Genomic DNA, 18,652 nt, shown 5'->3' on the forward strand with positions numbered 1-18,652 from the left:
CGAGGAGCCACCGATGGCAGGGAAGATTCGACTCGAGGACCGGGAGTGTCCGCTCTCAGCGACGCTCGGCGTGGTCGGCGAGTGGTGGACCCTGCTGATCCTCCACGACGCGTTCGACGGCTACACCCGATTCGACCAGTTCCAGGAGAACCTCAAGATCTCCTCCAGCATGCTGACCAGCCGGCTGCGCACGCTCACCACCAACGGGCTGCTGGAACGCCGCCGCTACCAGACCCACCCGGACCGCTACGAGTACGTCCTCACCGAGCTGGGCCGCAGCCTGCGGCCGGTGATCGTGACCCTCGCCGCCTGGGGCAACTCCCGGCTGCGGCCCGAGGACCGCAGCATGATCCTGATCGACCGCCAGACCGGCGCCGAGGTCGAGCCGGTCGTCGTGGACCGGGCCACCGGCCGCCCGCTGGACCCGGAGACCTTCGTCTTCGCCGCCGGCCCGGCCGCCAGCGAGGCCATGCGCGACCGGTACGCCGCGGTCGCGCCGGCGAGTCGCCGTTCCGCCGCCGGACGCGGCACCTCGGCCTAGGCTGCCGGTGAGGCGGTCGCGGGTCGACCGGGCCGCGGAACGGCCGGCATCGGCGACCGGTGCGGGGCGGCACCCGGCGGCCAGCGTGAGCGGGGAGGCACGGCGATGGATCCGACCACCGAGGTCCTGCTGGACGCGCTGAAGCGCGCCGTCGAGGCGCACGGCGTGCACGAGCGGCAGCTGGGCCGACCCGACCCGGACTGGCCCCAGTGTTACGCCGAGCACATGACCCGCACCCTGGCCGAGGACGGCTACCGGCTCACCGGTCCGAAGATCACATAGTTCCGCCGTCGGGCGCCGCGGTCTCCAGCAGCCGGCCCGCGGCGAGCCGCAGCCAGCGCTGCACCCGGATGTTCTCCAGGAACCGCTCGTCGTGGCTGACCACCACGAACGCGCCCTGGTACGCGTTGAGCGCGCTCTCCAACTGGCCCACGCTGACCAGGTCCAGGTTGTTCGTCGGCTCGTCGAGCAGCAGCAGTTGCGGCGCTGGTTCGGCGAACAGGACGCAGGCCAGCGTGGCCCGCAGCCGCTCCCCGCCGGAGAGCACGCCGACCGGAAGGTGCGGGCGGGCGCCCCGGAACAGGAAGCGGGCCAGCAGGTTCATCCGCTGCGCCTCGGGCAGGTCCGGCGCGAACGCGGCCAGGTTCTCGGCCACCGTACGGTCGAGATTCAGCAGGTCCAGGCGCTGGGACAGGTAGGCGACCCGCCCCTCGGCCCGGCGAGCCACCCCGCTACCCGGCGTCAGGTCACCGTTGAGCAGGCGCAGCAGGCTGGACTTGCCGGCGCCGTTCGGCCCGGTCAGGGCGATCCGCTCGGGCCCGCGGATGGTCAGGTCGAGCCCGTCGCCGGCGAAGAGCGCACGGTCGCCGTAGCGCACCTGCAACCGCTCGCCGAGGAAGACCGTACGGCCGGCCGGGACGTTGGTCCCGGGCAGCTCCAGCGTGATCTTCTCCTCCTCGCGAACGGCGCGGCCGGCCTCGTCGAGGCGGGCCTTGGCCTCGCTGACCCGGGCGGCGTGCGTCTCGCGCGCCCGGCCCGCCGACTCCTGGGCGCCGCGCTTCATCGTGCCGGCGAAGATCTTCGGCAGCCCGGCGTTCTTCAGGTTCCGGGACGCGTTGCTGGCCCGGCGCTCGGCCCGCTCGCGGGCCTGCTGCATCTCCCGCTTCTCCCGCTTGACCTCCTGCGCGGCGTTGCGGAGGTTCTTCTCGGCCACCTCCCGCGCGGCCCGCACCGCCTCGGCGTACGCGGTGTAGTTGCCGCCGTAGGAGCGGACCTCGCCCCGGTCGAGTTCGAGGATCCGCTCCACCCGGTCGAGCAGCGCCCGGTCGTGGCTGACCAGCAGCAGGCAGCCGGTCCAGTTCTCCAGCACCCCGTAGAGCCGGTGCCGGGCGTCGACGTCCAGGTTGTTGGTCGGTTCGTCGAGCAGCAGCACGTCCGGTCGCTTCACCAGCTGCGCGGCCAGGCCGAGGGAGACCACCTGGCCGCCGCTGAGGGTCCGCAGCCGTTGGGTGAGCGTGACCTCGGTGAGGCCGAGCCGGTCCAGCTCGGCGCGGGTGCGCTCCTCGATGTCCCAGTCGTTGCCGATGGTGGTGAAGTGCTCCTCGCTGGCGTCGCCGGACTCGATGGCGGTCAGCGCCCGGAGCACCGGGTCGATCCCGAGGACCTCGGCCACCGTCAGGTCACCGACGAGGGACAGGTTCTGCGGAAGGTAGCCAAGCACCCCGTTGACGGTCACCGTGCCGCCGGTCGGGCGCAGCTCGCCGGCGATCAGCCTGAGCAGGGTGGTCTTGCCGGCGCCGTTCGGCGCGACCAGGCCGGTGCGGCCGGCGCCGACGGAGAAGGACAGGTCCTGGAAGACGGGGGTGTCGTCCGGCCAGGAGAAGGACAGGTTCGAGCAGACGATGAACGCATCGGACATCGGGAGACCTCGGATGTGACGTGGGCGCGGCGGCGCCGGCCCTGAGGAGACATGGGCTGGTGGAACGACGGCATGGCCACGTCGGCGGCGCTGGTCACTGCGCCGGCCGGTGGCCGGACCTCCCGGTATCACCCGGAGATGTCGTCGTCACCCGCCATGTCTGATCTCCCTCACTCGATCACTCCCCTCGACCCTAGCACCGCCGGCGCCGGTCCCGACCGGGTCCGCCACCCGGTGCCCGGGGGCCTACTAAGATCCACTATCTCGGCGTACGAGCGCGGGCCCGCCCACGAGACGGGGCGCCGGCCATCGGGACGAGGAGGGCCGGATGCCGGACGAGGAACCCGGACCGTACGCCGTCCGCCGGCCGCTGCTCCTGGGCGCCAATCCCTTCGCCACTCTCTACGCCGCTGGGGAGCCGAGCGCGTACGCCTCCGTCTGGCGCGTCGACTGGTCGATCTGGGGCAGTGGCAACATGCTGATCCTCTGGTACGACGGCCGGCTCCACGTCGTCGGGGACGACGGGCGGCTGGCCGGCCGGATCGAGGAGTACTTCGTCCGCAACTTCGACGAGGCGACCGCGCTGCCCGGCTGGCCGGCGGCCACGGTGACCGTCGCCGACACCGCCGTCCAGGTCGACCCGGCGAGCGGGACCACCGCGCACGGCGGCGACATCACCGTACGGCTGTCCGGCATCCTCGACGCCCGCCCGTTCGCGGCGCCGGAGTTTCCCCTCCACGGGCGCGGCCACGGCCTGTCGATGCAGGTGCTGCCCTGCGCCGAGGCCACCGTGACGCTGGCTGGCCGGCGCCTACCGGGCGCGCCCCGGGTGACCCGGGACGACCGCGGCCGGCCGCTCTCGTCGGCGGTCTGCACCCTGCACGAGGCGTGGAGCGGATAGGTCGCGGGCCGGCTGCTCGTCGACCACGCGGAGGATCCGCCGTGGCCGGTGCGCGACGAGCGCGACCCCGGCGATCGACAGGCGGCGACCCCGCCGCCCGTCGTGGGTTGGCGGGGCCGCGGCCGGCCGGTGGTCAGCCGATCGGGAGGGCGGCGACCCAGTTCTGCCAGGCCGGGCCGGTGCGCTCCGGGTCCTGCTGCCGGCCGAACAGGTGGTGGCCGAGCACCAGCGCGTTGCCGCGGTCGGTGCCGGAGTGCAGGAACCGGTAGAGCGCGTCATCGGTGCGGACGCCGAGGTAGGTGGGCAGCCCGGCAAGGTCGACCACCCCCTCGACCGGCGGCAGTCCGTCGACGGTGAACCGGACCGGCGCCCCCTCGGTGACCGGGCCGGTGATGCCGAGGGCGCGGGCGACCGCCGCCCAGACCTCGTCCGGGGTGCCGGCCTGGGGCCGGAAGGCGGTGACCGGGGCACCGGTGCGGCCGGCGAAGTGGGCGACGTACGCGGCCAGGGTGCCGAGGTACATGTCCCAGCCAACCTTCATCGCCTCGTACTCGGTCTCCCAGTTGTCGCCGAGGACGCCGCTCTGCACCAGCCGCAGCGTGGTGCTGCCCTGCTCCCGGCCCTCGATGAGGTATTCGATGGCCATGAAGGTGCCGTCCGGGCCGGCGTCGCCGCGGTACGCGAACCGCTTGCCGGGCTCCCAGCCGGTGACCGTCGCCTCGCTGACGAAGCCGGCCATGTCGTGGCGGGTGCGGCTGCCCTCGCCCGGGTTCACCTCGCTGCGGCCCATGAACCAGGAGTCGATCCCCGGCCCGGTGGCGATCGCCTCCCACACCTGCTCGGGCGTGGCGGCCAGCTCGATGTCCTTCGTCAGCTCGAATGCGTGTCCCATGGTCGGCACCTCTCAGTCAGCGTTCGGTCGTGGTCGGTCGGAGGTCGGTCGGGGTGTGGTGACGGTGGCGCGGAGCGCCGCCGACGGTGTGGTGACGGTGGCGCGGAGCGCCGCCGACGGTGTGGTGGCGGTTGGCGGCAGCGGCGTTCGGCATGCGCCGGCCGGGTGGTGCGGCAGCGACGGCCGGGCCGCAGCGGTCGGCTCAGGGGTTCCCGGTCTCGTCGCCGCCGGCCGGGGTGACGCTGGGATGCAGGGCGAGCACCACCCGGTGGGCACGCCCGCCGGGGGCCGACTCGTCGTGGTACCTGCTCACCAGGTCGGTGAGCGTGGACGCCAGTTCCTCGGCGAATGCGGCCCGCTCGCCCGCCGAGGCGAACCGCACCTCGGCGTCCATCGCGAAGGTCGCCACCCGCTTCTTCGCCCGGTCGGCGCCGGTGATGAGGGCGCCGACGTCCTGCACGAGCCGGGCGGCGACGGCGAGCAGCCACCGCGCCGAGAGCCGGTCAGGCTGCTCGGACGGCTTGGGCCGCACGGCGGCGAGGGCGGCTGGCGAGATGACGTACGACGCCGCGGTGGCCCGCATGACCCGTTCGGTGACGTTGCCCTTGCGGCGCTCCTCGACCAGCTCGATCAGGCCGTGCTGCTCGAGCGCGCGAAGGTGGTAGTTGACCTTCTGCCGGGGAAGGCCGACCCGCGCCGCGAGCATGGTCGCCGAGGCCGGCTCGGCGAGCTCGGCCAGCAGCCGGGCCCGCATCGGGTCCAGCGACGCCTCGGCTGCCGCCGGGTCCTCGATCACTGCGATGTCGTGCATGCTCTGAGCCTCTCACCGACAGCTTTTCCTGTCAAGACAAGATTTATGGTCGGTGAGCGCCGGTTGTCGGCCCGCCCCACTTATCCATACTTGTGGATGTTTTCGAGCCGGACATGATCGGGCATCGGGCAGCCTCGATCGGAACCCCCGCCCATCGGCACTTCCGGAGGCGTCCCGCACAACCTGCCGGTCGACGCCGGCCAGGCGATCCGCTTCTTCGACCTGGACAGCACGGCGACGCCCACCAGCCCGCCGCCCAGCACTCCCCCGCCGCCCACCGGAGCCTGCCGGGTGGCGTAGGCGGTGAACGCCTGGAACACCGGCCTGACCACCTCGCTGACCATCACCAACACCGGAACCACCCCGGTCGACGGCTGGAGCCTGGCCTTCACCCTGCGCGCCGGGCAGACCATCACCGGCGGCAGGAACGCCTCGTACGCACCGGCCAGCGGCGCGGTGACCGCAAGGAACGTCTCCTACAACGCCACCACCGCGCCGAACGCCTCGGTCAGCATCGGCTTCCAGGCCACCCACACCGGGAACACCGGGCGGCCGACCTCGTTCACGCTCAACGGATCGCCCTGCGCGGTCGCCTGAGCGTCATCGGCGAGCGGGAGTGGGCGGCAAACGTCCGCCGGCCGTCCACTCCCGACCCGCGGTACCGCGCGACGCCGCGTATCCGGACGCGTACCCGCTGGTGAGAGCGGTGGTGCGGCTATTGACTGTGAGCTGAGGCACACCATTCAATGGCGGGGTGGTAGGACGCGCCACCGCAGCGGCCTCGACACCGACCAACGACCCGGCCGCCTCGACCGGTCGCCCTACCACGTCCGTCGTCGGGATGGCGTGGATACGGTGGACAGTCGGGTGAACGAGCGACGCCGCAGGATCCTCCTCGGCGCGGCGTTGCACGTCGTCTCGCACGCGGTGGCCGTCATCTACTGTCTGCTGACGCTCGACCAGCCCAACCGGTCCCTCATGCTCGCCGCCTACCTGTGCGGAATGGCGTCCGGGCTGGTGGGGGTGTGGGCGGCGCGGCGGGTGACGACGCAGGTGGCGGGATACCGTCTCTCGTTCACCATCCTGCTGGTCACACTCCTGGCGGCGGCGCTCGGCGCGCACTGGGACGGCGGCGTCACCTCGCCGGCCGCGCTGGGTTTCGTGACCACCACCGTGTTCGTCGCCAACTACACGCCGCACCTGCGGCTGATGATCGCGCTCGAGGTGCTCGTCGTCGGGTCCTACCTCGCCGTCGCCGTCACCGGCGGACCGGCGCACTCCGGTCACGTCTTCATCTATCTCGCGGGCATGCTGGTGCTGGCCTCGGTCTGCTCGACGCAGGCCCGGATCCTGGCGCGGCAGCGGTCCCAACTGCGGGCGCTCGCAGCGCTGGATCCGCTCACCGGCGCCCTGAACCGGCGCGGTCTGGCGGAGTTCGCCAGCCACCTCTTCCACGGCGGCTGCCGGCCCGGCCCGTCCCTGCTCTGCCTGGACCTGGACGACTTCAAGCTGGTCAACGACCGCCTCGGGCACGCCGCCGGCGACGAGTTGCTGCGGCGGACCGTGTCGGCGGCCCGGGACGTCCTGCGCGTCGAGGACGCCATCGCCCGGGTCGGCGGCGACGAGTTCGTCGTCGTGCTGGTCGACGCCGACGCATCCACCGCCCGGGCGATCGCCACCCGGATCGGCGCGGCGGTGGGCCAGCACACCAGCGTCAGCGTCGGCTCGGCCACCGCGCCGTACGACGGGGACTCCCTCGAAGCGCTGATGCTCGCCGCCGACCAGCGGCTCTACCGGGTGAAACAGGAACGCCACCGGGTCGCTGCCCGGCCGCCCGCGGACGGCAACGGCCTGCTGCCCCGGGGCGCGGGCGCCTTCGGCGCCCCGTGACCGGCGCCGCCCGGCCGCAACCGACGCTCACCCGGCCCGGGACGTGCTGCCCGTCCGTCTGTGATCACGGCTCCGCGAACTTTCCGACACACGAGGACAGCTCGGCCCGACGGTGCGGAACACTCACCGGCATGGCGAGATGGCGCACGGTCGATCACCCGTGGTGCGCCCCGCGGCGGGATCGGGAACCCGTCCGGACGGGCCGTGACTGTCGTCGACGAGGCCGGCGACGTCGACCCGCCGCAGGCCGGCCACGGTCGGATCGCGCCATGCCGGCATCGAGCAGGTTCGGGACGGTACGACCGTCGAGCCGCACCGTCGACGGGCCGGTTATCGTCCGATTTGCACCAGCGCTTATCCGACTGTACACCCGATTGCGTTCTCAACACCCTTGCGTGTATGTATGTAGCTCTGGAGGATCCTGCGACCTGCGCCGAGACCGCGCCTCCGCGTCCAATCGAGCGTGTCCGGAGGGGTTGTGGCATCCATTTTTCTGAGTTACAGACCCGACGACGACGGCGCCTACGCCGAAGCGTTCCTCGGCGAACTCTGCGACGCCGTCCGGCTGCTGAGCGGCGGCGATACGTCGTTGACAGTCTTCACATTCGGGGACGACGCCGTCGTCGACGGTGAATGGACGCGAGCGGCCGCGCAGGCTTTGGCGGAATGCACGGTGTTCCTCGCGATCTGTTCGCAGCGGTATTTCCTCACCGAGCGGTGTGGCCGCGAATGGTCGGCCTTTCAGGACCGGCTGCACCACCACGAGACGATCACCGGACGCCGGCCGAAGGCCGTCGTACCGGTCGCCTGGGGCGACAACGGGCTCTACGGCGACCTCCCGGCCGGCGAGTTCACCACGGACCTGGCGCGGCGGGCGGACGTCCGGGCGCTGGTTCGGCTCACGAGCAACCGGTCCCGCTACCGCGACCTGCTGGGCGGGCTCGCCCGTCACATCGTCGAGGTCAGCCGCACCGATCCGGTACGCCCGGCGGTCACCCTGCTGCCCTACGCGGCCACGCCGAACGCCTTCCGGACGGTGGGCAACCAGGCCGCCCGGCCGGCCGGGGCCGCCGCCGGGTTTCCGTCGCAGTCGGTGCGCTTCGTCGTCGCAGCGGGACGTCGCGACGAGATGGCCCCGGTCCGCGACGACCTCGACTTCTACGGTCCCCGGCGGGCCGACTGGCGGCCGTACCGTCCACTGCGGCCGGAGGCCCTCGCCACCCAGGCGCAGGCGGTCGCCGCCGACCATCTGTTCGACTCCGATGTCGTCGACGACATCGAGGACATCGTCGGTGTGCTGGAGCGGGCGGACACCGACGACGAACTGCTCGTCATGCTGATCGACGCCTGGGTGGTGCGGATCGCCGCGCACCGGGAGGCGCTGGCGGAGGTCGACCGGCGCGCCGACCCGGTCACCGGGTTCGTGGTGCCGATCAGTGCCACCGACCCGGAGACGAGCCAGGCGCGGGAGCAGCTGACCGAGGCGTTGTCGCGGTTGCTCGTCCTGCGCTCCGGGCGATGCAACCCCATGCTGCGGATCGGCCCCGACTCTGCCGAGGAGTTCGAGCAGGAGTTGGGCGGCATCCTGGAGGCGTCGCGCAACCTCACCTTCCGCTCCGCGGATGTCCGCAGAGTCGCCCCGGGCGCCCCTGCCGGCAGCCGCCCGTTGCTCGACGCCCCTTGAGCGGGGCAACCGGTCGGCGCGGTCCGGCGGGCGCGGAGGCCGACCCCGACATCTTCTTCTTCCTGAGCTTCGCCGAGTCCAGCGACACCGACGACGAGTTGGTGGCGATCTTCTTCAAGGACCTGCGCAACGAGGTGCGGGCGGTGAGCGGCACTCGGAAGAGCGACCCGGCCGCCACCGGGTTTCTCAGCATCGCCAACCTGCGACTCGGCGCCGACTGGTCGGAGGAGATCAGGACAGCACTCGGCACCTGTCGGGTCTTTGTCGCGCTCAGCTCACCGACCTACTTCGCCAGCGAATCCTGCGGTCGGGAATGGCAGGCCTTCGCCGACCGACTGGTGGCATACCGCACGGCCACCGGTCGGGACGCACCCTCGTTGCTGCCTGTTTCGTGGCGGGCAACCGAGATTCCGGAACATCTCGGCACGATCCAGTACGCCGACCGGTCATTGTCGACTGTCGTGTTCGACGAGGGCCTGCTCCACGTCATGCGGTTGACCCGGCATCGTGATGCCTACCATGAATTCGTGGGCAAGCTCGCGGCTCTGATCGTTCGGACGGCGCGGAGTCATCCGATTCCGCCATCGCGGCCGGGTCCGGATTTCTACCGCCTGCCCGCCGCGTTTCCGGCCGTTCCGCCCACGGGGGGCGGCGCCGGGGCGGTTCCCCGGCAACGGGACGCCGAGGTGACCGCTCGGCAACACCCTGACGGCAGACCCCGCACGCCGCCCGACCTGGGCGGCAGAGGTGAGCTTCCGCGACTGCACGGCAACTGACCGGTGACAGCGATCCAGAGGGAGGTCCACGGTGTCCGGTAGCGTCCCCGAGCCCGCCGCCGGTGAGCCGCGGCAGGGGCGGATCATCACCTTCTACTCGTACAAGGGCGGCAGCGGCCGGACGATGGCGCTGGCCAACACCGCGTGGATCCTGGCCAGCAACGGCTACAAGGTGCTGGCGATCGACTGGGACCTCGAGTCGCCCGGCCTGCACCGCTACTTCCACCCGTTCCTGGTCGACGACGAGCTGCGCCGGACCGAGGGCCTGATTGAGCTGCTCCAGCGCTACAGCGCGGCCACGGTCACCCAGGAGAGTTCGCCCTCGTGGTTCGAGGAGGTGAGCCGCCTCGACAGCGCCACGATGTCGCTGAACTGGATGTTCCCGCGCGGCGGCGTGCTGGACTTCCTCCCGTCCGGCAAGCAGGACGGCCGGTACTCGGTGAAGGTCTCGAAGTTCGACTGGGACAACTTCTGGCAGCGCCTCAACGGCAAGGGCTTCATCGACGCGCTCGCGGCGGGTATGCGTCGCGACTACGACTTCGTGCTGGTCGACAGCCGGACCGGGCTGAGCGACAGCGCCGGGGTGTGCACCATCAGCCTCCCGGACACGGTCGTCGACTGCTTCGCCCTCAACACCCAGGGCGTCGATGGCGCCGTCAGCGTCGCCCGGTCGATCGTACGCGCCGACCCGTCGATCAGGATCTACCCGGTGCCGGGCCGGGTCGAGCCGGGCGAGCAGGCCAAACTCCAGCGGGGCCGGGACTACGCGCAGCGCAAGTTCCGGCCCTACACCGACGCGCTCGAACTCGACGGCGACCGTTACTGGCGCAGCGTCGAGGTGCCGTACAAGCCGTACTACGCGTACGAGGAGATCCTGGCGATCTTCGGCGACCGCCCGAGCGAGCCGAACTCGCCGCTGTCGGCGTTCGTGGCCCTCGCCGAGCTGCTGGCCGACCGGCCGTTGGAAACCCCGGACACCCCGGAGAAGCAGCGATTGTCGGTGCTGGCCCGGTTCGAGCGGACGGCCACCTCGGCGCCGATCCAGGTGATCGTGCAGTACGCCGCGATCGACCGGATCTGGGCGGAGTGGATCAGCCAGGAACTGATCCGGATCGGCCACGACTGCCTGCTGGTCGGGCCGGGCCGGGAGGAGGCCCCGGCGCTGGAGGGCATCGACCGGGTCGTCGTGCTGCTCTCGCACGACGGGCTGACCTACGAGGGCATCGAACGGTACTGGCGGCGCGAGGTCGACCGGGCCGATCTGCGTCCGGCCGACTTCCTCGTGCCGATGCGCGTCAACGGCCCGGTCCTGCCGGTGCCAGCGTCGGTGGCCGGCACCGTGGACTTCCCCAACCTGCGGGCGGACGAGGCGGTGCAGGCCGTCTTCACAGCCCTCGGGATCCGCTACACGCCGCCCGGATCGGCCGCCGGCGACCTCTCGCGTATCCGCTTTCCCGCCCAGCACACCCGGCACTGGCGGGTGCCGAGCCGGCGCAACCCGGCGTTCGTCGGGCGGGAGGCGACGATCGAGGAGTTGCGCGACCGGCTGCTCGACCTCAATGGGTCGACCGCGGTCTCGCTGATCGGCATGAGCGGCGTCGGCAAGACGCAGATCGCCCTGGAGTACGTCTACCGGTTCGCTGCCGCGTACGACATCGTGTGGTGGATCTCGGCCGACAGCGTCGAACAGGTGACCGCCGGCTTCGAGGCGTTGGGCGAGGTGCTGGGGCTGCCGCCCAACCGGGAGGGCACCGGGCGGGTCGACGCGGTGCTGCGCGCCCTGCGCGAGCGGGACGGCGCCACCCGCTGGCTCGTCGTGCTCGACAACGCCGAGGATCCCGGCGAGCTGGCCGACCTGGTGCCGACCGGCCCGGGTGACGCCATCATCACCACCCGGGACCAGGCGTGGTCCCGCTCCACAGGAGAGATGCAGGTCGACGTGTTCGAGCGGGCCGAGAGCGTCGCCCTGCTCGCCCGGCGCGGCGCGAAACTGGCCACCAGCGAGTCCGCGGTCCTGGCGGAGCGGCTCGGTGACCTTCCGGCAGCGGTCGAGACGGCGGGCTACTGGCTGGCGAGCACGGCCGGCACCCTGCCGGAGTACCTGCGGCTGCTGGAGGGGCACGTCGCCGAGGCGCTCCAGGTGCCCGGCTACGACGCGCCGATCACCGCGACGTTCTCGGTGGCGATGGAGTCGCTACGCGGCCGGAGCCCGGCCGCCGCCCGGCTGGTCGAGCTGCTCACGTTCTTCGCACCCAACCCGATCCCCACGGCCATCCTGAAGTCCGAGCGCATCGGTTCGCTGCTCGCCGAGCATGACGCTGCGCTGCGCGACCCGCTCCTGCTCAGCCGGCTGATCCAGCACATCGGACGGTTTGGTCTGATCAAGTCCGATCCGGCCAGCCGCAGCATCAGCATGCACGTGCTCACCCAGCAGGCGATCCGGCACGGCCTCAGCCCGGACGAGCGGGTGGTCAACCGGGGCATCGCCCAGGAGGCGTTGGCGGACATCAACCCGGGGGACGCCGACAACGCCGACAACTGGCCGCTCTACGAGGGGCTCCGGCCGCACGTCGACGCGCTCGAGGCGGTCACCTCGAACTCGCCGAACGTTCGCAAGCTGATCATCGACCTGGTGCGCTACCTGCGGCTGCGGGGCTACTACGCCGGCGGTGAGCAGCTCGCCGACCGGGCCACCGCCGCCTGGGCGGAGCTGTTCCCGGATCCCGATGACGTGATGACGCTGCTCCTGCGGTTCCAGTACGCCAACATCATCCGCGACCTGGGGCGGATGGCCGAGGCGTACGGGATCGACAACGACCTGATGGAGCGGTTCACCCGGGTGGCCGGGGAGGACCACCCGTACACCCTGATGGTCGCCGGCAGCTACGCCCAGGACCTGCGCGAGCAGGGCCGGTGGGCCGAGGCCGAGGAGCGGGAGGCAAAGACGTTCGGGCTCATCCCGGTCGTGCTCGGAGAGGACCATCCACGGACGTTGATGGCGGCGCTCAACTACGCGCTGACCATGCGGTTGGCCGGCAACTACGCGGAAGCGCTGCGGCTGGACCGGCAGACGCTGGACAAGCGGCGCCGGCTGCTGGGCGAGCGGCACCCGTTCACCCTCTCCTCGGCCGACGCCTACGGCACCGACCAGCGCGACAACGGGGACCTGCAAGGTTCGCGTAAGACGCTCGAGGCGGCGTGGAAGGCCTGCGAGGAGGTGCTCGGCGAAGAGCATCCCGACACCCTGCGGACGCTGCGCAACTTCGCGACGACGCTGCGCTGGCTCGGCGAGACCCGGCTGGCGGCCAGCCTGCTCGACGTCGCACTGCCGCGCTACGAGCGTGTCCTCGGCGCCGGTCACCCGGCTACCGTCGGGTGCCGCCTGGAACGCGCGAACGTGGCGTCCGACCTCGGCGAGGACGATGTGGCCCGGCGGCTCGCCGCGGACGCCGAACGGGCGTACCGGGAGCTGTTCGAACCCGCGCACCCGCTGTACCTGGTCGCCCTCAACAACCTCGGGGTCTTCACCCGCCGGTGCGGTGACCTGTCGGCCGGTCGCGCCATGGCCGAGCGGGCGGCTGCGGGTTTCGAGGAGGTGCTCGGCGCCACGCACACCATCACCGCGTTGGCCCTGGTCAACGTCGCGAACGCCGCGCACGCCGCCGGGGACGCCGAGTACGGCCGGCACACCGACGAGCGCGCGTACGACATCCTCCGGGAGACACTGCGACCGGAGAACATCGCACTGATCGGCGCGATGCTGAACGTCGCGGTGGGTCGGCTCGCCAGCGGCGACTACGACCAGTCGGGCTGGAACGACGCGGTGGCCTACTCGGCTCAGGTGCTGGGCAACGATCATCCGATCACGGAGCTGGGGCGGCAGAAGCGCCGGGTCGACCTCGACATCGAGCCGTTCGTCATGTGAGCGGCGCCGACCCGGAGGGCGGTCGCCGGGCGGCCAGGTCCGCCGAGACGCGTCGCCGAACGTGTCGGATGAGCCGCAACAGGTCGAGACAGTAGACGGAGCGGAAGTCGAACCCGGCGGTGGGGTGGAAGCGGTGCGCGTACAGCCCGCCGCCGCAGACGTCGACCACGTCACAGCCACCGCAGGCCCGGGGGACGGCGTACGCCGACCGTTGCTCGGCGCGGATCGACGGCACGGCGAGGGCGTCGTCGAACGAGTGGGAGAACACGGTGAGCCCGGTCTCCGGTGCGCCGGGGACGGTGGTCTTCAGCACGTCGCTGCCCTGAATGCTGCCGTCGGTGTCGATGACCACCGCGCCGGTCCGGGTGGTGCCGATGTCCTCCGTGCCGCTCGCGCCGCCCAGCAGGAGCTGGATGATCGAGTCGAAGAGCCGGATCGCGACGGGGCGGCGCGGGGCGTCATACCACTCGTCGAAGACCGCGACGAGCCAGTCGCCGTACGGCGTCGCGGTGCGGGCCCGGTGCCGCCCGGGCGGTGGATGGACCCAGTTGCCGTGCGGCAGCCGGAGGTCGATCATCGGTGGTTCGAACGCCAGGAGGCTGCGGTACGCCTCCAGCGGGTCGTTCGCGAGGTCGATGGTGCAGAGGATGCCGCCGTAGATCGGCCGGTAGGGCTCGCTGGCCAGCAACGCCAGAGCCCGCGCGACCCGGGGGAAGCTCTCCGCGCCGGCCGCCGAGCGGCGGTGCCGGTTGTGCGCGGCGAGTCCACCGTCGAGGCTCACCCCCACCCGGACGTGCTGCTCCCGGAAGAGCCGGAGGAACTCGTGCCCGAGCCGGACGCCGTTGGTCTGGACGGTGAAGCCGATGTCGGTGTCCGCGGGCGCCGCGGCGCGGACGGCGGTCACGGTCCTCGCCAGGTGGGCCGGGCCGGCCAGCAACGGCTCACCGCCGTGCAGGATGACCCGGGCTTGCCGGACCTCGTGCCGCCGCAGGTGTTCGCCGATCCGCACCGCCGTCGCGTCGACCACGGCGGCGGCCATGGCCCGGGGGCGACGGCGCCAACTCTGGTCGACGTGCTCGTACACGTAGCAGTAGTCACACGCCAGGTCGCACCAGCCGTGGATCTTCACCACGAACTGCCGGAACGGAAGCCAGGGCGTCAGACCGCGGAGTTCCACGGCGCGACCTGCTCCGTCGACTCCGGATCGCGCTGCCGGCGGCGGGCCGCGCGCAGGTGATGGGACAGGACATCGAAGCCTTCGTCCTCATCGGACGCGACGGTGGCACTCGCGCTGTCGGGACCGGCGCTGCTCGGGCGGGTCGGCTGGACTGACACGTCAGCTAGTGGCATACCCGCCCCCTGGCCGGCGAAATTGCCTCACTTCCCTGCATTAAAACAAACCGCAGATGCGAAAACGACTACAAATATCCGACTCAACGACACGTCTAGTTCGGCAGCGACCGACCCGGCTCCGCGCGTTCCTGGGCGATTTGCGCCCATCGCTGCATTTCATCGCCTTCGATCCGGGTCACCGCCTTCACGAGTTCGACGTCGCGCAGGGCCGGATCGTCGTACGGGTGCGCGCCCACCCGATAGAGCCGACGCTGTTCCTCCACCGCTTCCCGCGCCTGGCTGAACCGCAGGTAGTTCTCCTGCCACTGGAACACCGCGCGGCACCCTGCGATGACCACCAGGAGCGAACCCAGAATCGCGGGAATCTGCGGCCAATTCGGCACGAGCAGAGCGGCGAGCGGGATCGCCGCGGAGAGCACCACGGTGGTGAGTTCGGAGATCCGGTGTGACCGGCGGGAGCGCTTCGCGGCCACCAGATACCACCGGTACGAACCGTCGGCGACCTCCACCGCGTAGGAACGCTCGGTGCGAGCCTCGTTCGGTTCCACGACCATGGCACACCCCATCGCTCGGAACTCCCGACCATTCGATGATCCCCGTTCGGTCAACTGCGGACCATCACCCGCGCGCCGGGTTCTCGCCGGCATCGGCCGGTGTCACGGGCGGAAGCGGTAGCCCATCCCGGGTTCGGTGATCAGGTGCCGGGGGCGGGACGGGTCGTCCTCGAGCTTGCGGCGCAGCTGGGCCATGTACTGGCGCAGGTAGTTCGTCTCGTTCTGGTACTCCGGCCCCCACACGTCGTGCAGCAACTGCCGCTGGCTGACCAGCTTGCCGGGGTGGCGCAGCAGCTTCTCCAGCACCGCCCACTGGGTCGGGGTGAGTCTGACCTCGGTGCCGTCGTCGCGGCTGACCGTACGATCGGCGAGGTCGACGGTGTGCCGTCCCACCCGCAACGTCGCGCTCGCGTCGGTCGAGGGCCCGAGCCGCCGGGTGACCGCCCGGATGCGGGCGAGCAGTTCCTCGACCCCGAACGGCTTGGTCACGTAGTCGTCCGCGCCCGCGTCGAGCGCCTTCACCTTGTCCTCGCTGCCGGCCCGCCCGGAGAGCACGATGATCGGCACACCGGTCCAGCCGCGCAGCCCGCGGATCACCTCGACGCCGTCCATGTCCGGCAGGCCGAGGTCGAGGACGACCAGGTCGGGCGGGTGGCTGGCGGCCGCCTTCAACGCGCCGGCGCCGGTCTCGGCTACCTCGACGTCGTAGCGGCGGGCGCGCAGGTTGATCCGCAGCGCCCGCAGGATCTGCGGCTCGTCGTCGACGACCAGGACCCGGGTCATTCCTGTGGTCCCTCCACCATGCCCTGGCTGGCGGCCGGCAGCCGCAGCACCATGGTCAGTCCACCACCCGGCGTGGTCTCCGGGGTGAGACTGCCTCCCATCGCCTCGGCGAGCCCGCGGGAGAGCGCCAGCCCGAGGCCGACCCCGGTCTGGTTGTCCCGGTCGCCGAGGCGTTGGAAAGGTAGGAACACGTGCTCCCACTGGTCCTCCGGGATGCCCGGGCCGGTGTCGATGACCCGCAGCTCGACCTGGCCGGCGTGGGCGCTCGCGGTCACCGTCGGCGGCTGGCCGGGCGGGCTGTACCGCAGGGCGTTCGCGATGAGGTTGACCAGCACCCGTTCCAGCAGGCCCGGGTCGGCGGTGGCGGCGGGCAGGTCGGCCGGGATGTCGGCGGTGACGCCCGCGGCCGGCGGCCCGAGTTCGTCCAGGGCGCGCGGCACCGCGTCCTCGAGGCCGATGGCGGCCGGGGTGAGCCCGAGGGCGCCCGCCTGGAGCCGGCTCATGTCGAGCAGATTGGCCACCAGCCGGGCCAGCCGGTCCAGCGACTCCTCGGCGGTCGCCAGCAGCTCCGCCCGGTCCTCCTCGTCGAACTCGACGTCCGGGCTGCGCAGGCTGGTCACCGCCGCCTTCGCCGAGGCGAGCGGGGTCCGCAGGTCGTGGCTGACCGCGGCCAGTAGCGCGGTCCGCATCCGGTCGGCCTCGGCCAGCGGCCGGGCCGTCGCCGCCTCCTCGGCCAGCCGCTCCTGGCGCAGCGCCACCGCGGCCTGGGCGGCGAACGCCTCGACCAGCCGCCGGTCGGCGGCCGCCAACCGCCGGCCGCGGAGCACGATGGTGATCCGCTCGTCGACCGGCACCGTCGTCTCCCCCGCGTCCGGGGTGGTGGCCGGGTGGTCGCCGACGCTCGCCACCACCCGCCACGCCCGCTCCTCCCGGGTCCGGGCCGGCCGGCCGGTGGCCTCCGCGGCGAGTTCCAGCATGCTGACCGCGCGCAGCCCGAACGTCTCGCGGAGCTGGTCGAGCAACGCGATCAGCGGGCGCCCACCGCGCAGCACCCCACCCGCCACCGCGGCGAGCGTCTGGGCGTCGGCGGCGGCGCGGGCGGCCTCCCGGGTACGCCGCGCCGCGACGTCCACGACCCAGCTGACCGAAACCGCCACCCCGACGAAGACGGCCAGGGCGAGCAGGTTGTCCGGCTCTGCGATGGTCAGCGTGTGGAAGGGCGGGGTGAAGAACCAGTTGAGGATCAGCGATCCGCCGAACGCGGCGACCAGCGCCGGCCAGAGCCCGCCGACCAGCGCGACGGCGACCACGCCGGCGAGGAAGAGCAGGATGTCGCTGGCCAGGGTGAGGTCCGGCAGCACCGTCAGCAGCAGGGTGAGCACGGGTAGGCCGAGCGCGGCCAGGGCGAAACCCAGCAGCCGCCGGCGCCGGGACAGCGCCGCCGGCACCCCGGCGGCCCGGCGCCCCCGGCCGGCCTCGGTGTGGGTGACCAGGTGCACGTCGATCGCGCCGGACTGCGCGATGGTGGTCACCCCGACCCCGCGGGAGAAGAGTTGGGCGAACCGACCACGACGGCTGGCGCCGAGGACGAGCTGGGTGGCGTTGACGCCGCGGGCGAAGTCCAGCAGGGCGGCCGGCACGTCGGTGCCGAGCACCTGGTGGTACGTGCCGCCGAGGCTCTCCACGAGCACCCGTTGCCGGGCCAGCCGCGCCGGGTCGGCGCCGACCAGGCCGTCGCTGCGGGCCACGTGCACGGCGAGCAGGTCCGCGCCCTTGCCGCGGGCGGCGATCCGCGCGGCCCGGCGGATCAGCGTCTCCCCCTCCGGCCCGCCGGTCAGCGCCACCACCACCCGCTCCCGGGCCTCCCAGGTCTCGGCGATGCCCTGCTGGTCCCGGTAGCGGCCGAGCTGCTCGTCCACCTTGTCGGCCAGCCAGAGCAGCGCCAGCTCGCGCAGCGCGGTGAGGTTGCCGACCCGGAAGTAGTTGCCGAGCGCCGCGTCGATCTTGTCGGGCCGGTAGATGTTGCCGTGCGCCATCCGCCGGCGCAGCGCCTCCGGGGTCATGTCGACCAGCTCGACCTGCTCGGCGGCCCGGACCACCTCGTCGGGCACCGTCTCCCGCTGGACGGTCCCGGTGATCTGCGCGACCACGTCGTTGACCGACTCGAGGTGCTGGATGTTGACCGTGGAGAGCACGTGGATGCCGGCGTCGAGCAGTTCCTGCACGTCCTGCCAGCGCTTGCCGTTGCGGGAGCTGGGCACGTTGGTGTGCGCCAGCTCGTCGACCACGGCGACCTGCGGCCGGCGGGCCAGCACCGCGTCAACGTCCATCTCGGTGAACTCGGCGCCGCGGTACTCGACCGCCCGGCGGGGCACCTGCTCCAGGTCGCCGATCATCGCCGCGGTGTGCGTGCGGCCGTGCGTCTCCACCAGCCCGATCACCACGTCGGTGCCCCGCTCGGCCCGCCGGTGAGCCTCCTCCAGCATGGCGTACGTCTTGCCGACGCCCGGGGCGGCGCCCAGGTAGATGCGGAGTTCACCTCGTGGCACGCGACCTTCCTCTCCCTGCGATGACGGTACGGGGCGGGGCCACCCGGGTGGCCCCGCCCCGCGCGATCGGGGGCA

14 protein-coding genes and 1 pseudogene are annotated in these 18,652 nt (G+C 72.1%); 8 read left to right on the forward strand and 7 right to left on the reverse strand.

The window, feature by feature from the left end; genetic code table 11:
- Positions 1–13: 13 nt before the first annotated feature.
- Both GA0070609_RS19360 and GA0070609_RS33350 read left to right on the forward strand, forming a co-directional pair.
- Positions 14–541: a winged helix-turn-helix transcriptional regulator gene (locus GA0070609_RS19360; RefSeq protein WP_088995092.1), complete on the forward strand. Its 528-nt coding sequence runs from the start codon at positions 14–16 to the stop codon at positions 539–541.
- Positions 542–646: 105 nt separating this feature from the next.
- Positions 647–823 carry a hypothetical protein gene (locus GA0070609_RS33350; protein ID WP_157748245.1) on the forward strand — a complete coding sequence of 59 codons (177 nt, stop codon included), beginning with the start codon at positions 647–649 and terminating at the stop codon, positions 821–823.
- Here the strand turns inward: GA0070609_RS33350 and abc-f are convergent.
- Positions 816–2,459 (reverse strand): ribosomal protection-like ABC-F family protein, encoded by a 1,644-nt coding sequence (abc-f, locus tag GA0070609_RS19365; protein ID WP_088995093.1) that lies wholly within the window; start codon positions 2,457–2,459, stop codon positions 816–818. The genes GA0070609_RS33350 and abc-f overlap by 8 nt on opposite strands.
- Before the next feature lie 328 nt (positions 2,460–2,787).
- On the opposite strand from abc-f, the gene GA0070609_RS19370 reads away from it, so the two are divergent.
- Positions 2,788–3,360 (forward strand): hypothetical protein, encoded by a 573-nt coding sequence (locus tag GA0070609_RS19370; RefSeq protein ID WP_088995094.1) that lies wholly within the window; start codon positions 2,788–2,790, stop codon positions 3,358–3,360.
- Between the two features lie 133 nt (positions 3,361–3,493).
- On the opposite strand, the gene GA0070609_RS19375 is transcribed toward GA0070609_RS19370, so the two are convergent.
- Positions 3,494–4,252 (reverse strand): SRPBCC family protein, encoded by a 759-nt coding sequence (locus GA0070609_RS19375; RefSeq protein ID WP_088995095.1) that lies wholly within the window; start codon positions 4,250–4,252, stop codon positions 3,494–3,496.
- 202 nt (positions 4,253–4,454) lie between these two features.
- Positions 4,455–5,063 carry a winged helix-turn-helix domain-containing protein gene (locus tag GA0070609_RS19380; protein ID WP_172899370.1) on the reverse strand — a complete coding sequence of 203 codons (609 nt, stop codon included), beginning with the start codon at positions 5,061–5,063 and terminating at the stop codon, positions 4,455–4,457.
- 168 nt (positions 5,064–5,231) lie between these two features.
- Between GA0070609_RS19380 and GA0070609_RS19385 the strand changes: the two are divergent.
- The 5 genes and pseudogenes from GA0070609_RS19385 to fxsT all read left to right on the forward strand — a co-directional run.
- A pseudogene (locus GA0070609_RS19385) lies at positions 5,232–5,660 on the forward strand (cellulose binding domain-containing protein); the annotation flags it as partial.
- Positions 5,661–5,930: 270 nt separating this feature from the next.
- Complete coding sequence (locus GA0070609_RS19390; RefSeq protein WP_088995096.1) at positions 5,931–6,953, forward strand: GGDEF domain-containing protein; 1,023 nt, start codon at positions 5,931–5,933, stop codon at positions 6,951–6,953.
- 478 nt (positions 6,954–7,431) lie between these two features.
- Positions 7,432–8,637 carry an FxsC protein gene (fsxC, locus tag GA0070609_RS19395; RefSeq protein ID WP_172899371.1) on the forward strand — a complete coding sequence of 402 codons (1,206 nt, stop codon included), beginning with the start codon at positions 7,432–7,434 and terminating at the stop codon, positions 8,635–8,637.
- Positions 8,634–9,413, forward strand: a complete 780-nt coding sequence (locus GA0070609_RS19400; RefSeq protein WP_157748247.1) for a TIR-like protein FxsC — start codon at positions 8,634–8,636, stop codon at positions 9,411–9,413. Before fsxC ends, GA0070609_RS19400 begins: the two co-directional genes overlap by 4 nt.
- A gap of 31 nt (positions 9,414–9,444) precedes the next feature.
- Positions 9,445–13,338 (forward strand): FxSxx-COOH system tetratricopeptide repeat protein, encoded by a 3,894-nt coding sequence (fxsT, locus tag GA0070609_RS19405; protein WP_088995099.1) that lies wholly within the window; start codon positions 9,445–9,447, stop codon positions 13,336–13,338.
- Here the strand turns inward: fxsT and GA0070609_RS19410 are convergent.
- From GA0070609_RS19410 to GA0070609_RS19425, 4 genes are all read right to left on the reverse strand, one after another.
- Positions 13,331–14,515 carry an FxsB family cyclophane-forming radical SAM/SPASM peptide maturase gene (locus tag GA0070609_RS19410; RefSeq protein ID WP_231928339.1) on the reverse strand — a complete coding sequence of 395 codons (1,185 nt, stop codon included), beginning with the start codon at positions 14,513–14,515 and terminating at the stop codon, positions 13,331–13,333. The two genes, fxsT and GA0070609_RS19410, sit on opposite strands and share 8 nt — an antisense overlap.
- 268 nt (positions 14,516–14,783) lie before the next feature.
- Positions 14,784–15,239, reverse strand: a complete 456-nt coding sequence (locus GA0070609_RS19415; protein ID WP_157748248.1) for a DUF4231 domain-containing protein — start codon at positions 15,237–15,239, stop codon at positions 14,784–14,786.
- A 108-nt stretch (positions 15,240–15,347) separates the two neighbouring features.
- Complete coding sequence (locus tag GA0070609_RS19420) at positions 15,348–16,028, reverse strand: response regulator (RefSeq protein ID WP_088995101.1); 681 nt, start codon at positions 16,026–16,028, stop codon at positions 15,348–15,350.
- On the reverse strand, positions 16,025–18,577 hold the full coding sequence (locus GA0070609_RS19425) for a DUF4118 domain-containing protein (protein WP_088995102.1): 2,553 nt from the start codon (positions 18,575–18,577) through the stop codon (positions 16,025–16,027). Before GA0070609_RS19425 ends, GA0070609_RS19420 begins: the two co-directional genes overlap by 4 nt.
- Between the last annotated feature and the right edge of the window lie 75 nt (positions 18,578–18,652).

Origin of the sequence: Micromonospora echinaurantiaca (genome assembly GCF_900090235.1) — a bacterium.
Classification (GTDB): domain Bacteria; phylum Actinomycetota; class Actinomycetes; order Mycobacteriales; family Micromonosporaceae; genus Micromonospora; species Micromonospora echinaurantiaca.

What these genes read in the sequence shown, in the direction of transcription:
- GA0070609_RS19360 (WP_088995092.1), top strand. Translation starts at nt 14, where the DNA reads ATGGCAGGGAAGATTCGACTCGAGGACCGGGAGTGTCCGCTCTCAGCG.
- GA0070609_RS33350 (WP_157748245.1), top strand. Translation starts at nt 647, where the DNA reads ATGGATCCGACCACCGAGGTCCTGCTGGACGCGCTGAAGCGCGCCGTC.
- abc-f (WP_088995093.1), bottom strand. Translation starts at nt 2,459, where the DNA reads ATGTCCGATGCGTTCATCGTCTGCTCGAACCTGTCCTTCTCCTGGCCG.
- GA0070609_RS19370 (WP_088995094.1), top strand. Translation starts at nt 2,788, where the DNA reads ATGCCGGACGAGGAACCCGGACCGTACGCCGTCCGCCGGCCGCTGCTC.
- GA0070609_RS19375 (WP_088995095.1), bottom strand. Translation starts at nt 4,252, where the DNA reads ATGGGACACGCATTCGAGCTGACGAAGGACATCGAGCTGGCCGCCACG.
- GA0070609_RS19380 (WP_172899370.1), bottom strand. Translation starts at nt 5,063, where the DNA reads ATGCACGACATCGCAGTGATCGAGGACCCGGCGGCAGCCGAGGCGTCG.
- GA0070609_RS19420 (WP_088995101.1), bottom strand. Translation starts at nt 16,028, where the DNA reads ATGACCCGGGTCCTGGTCGTCGACGACGAGCCGCAGATCCTGCGGGCG.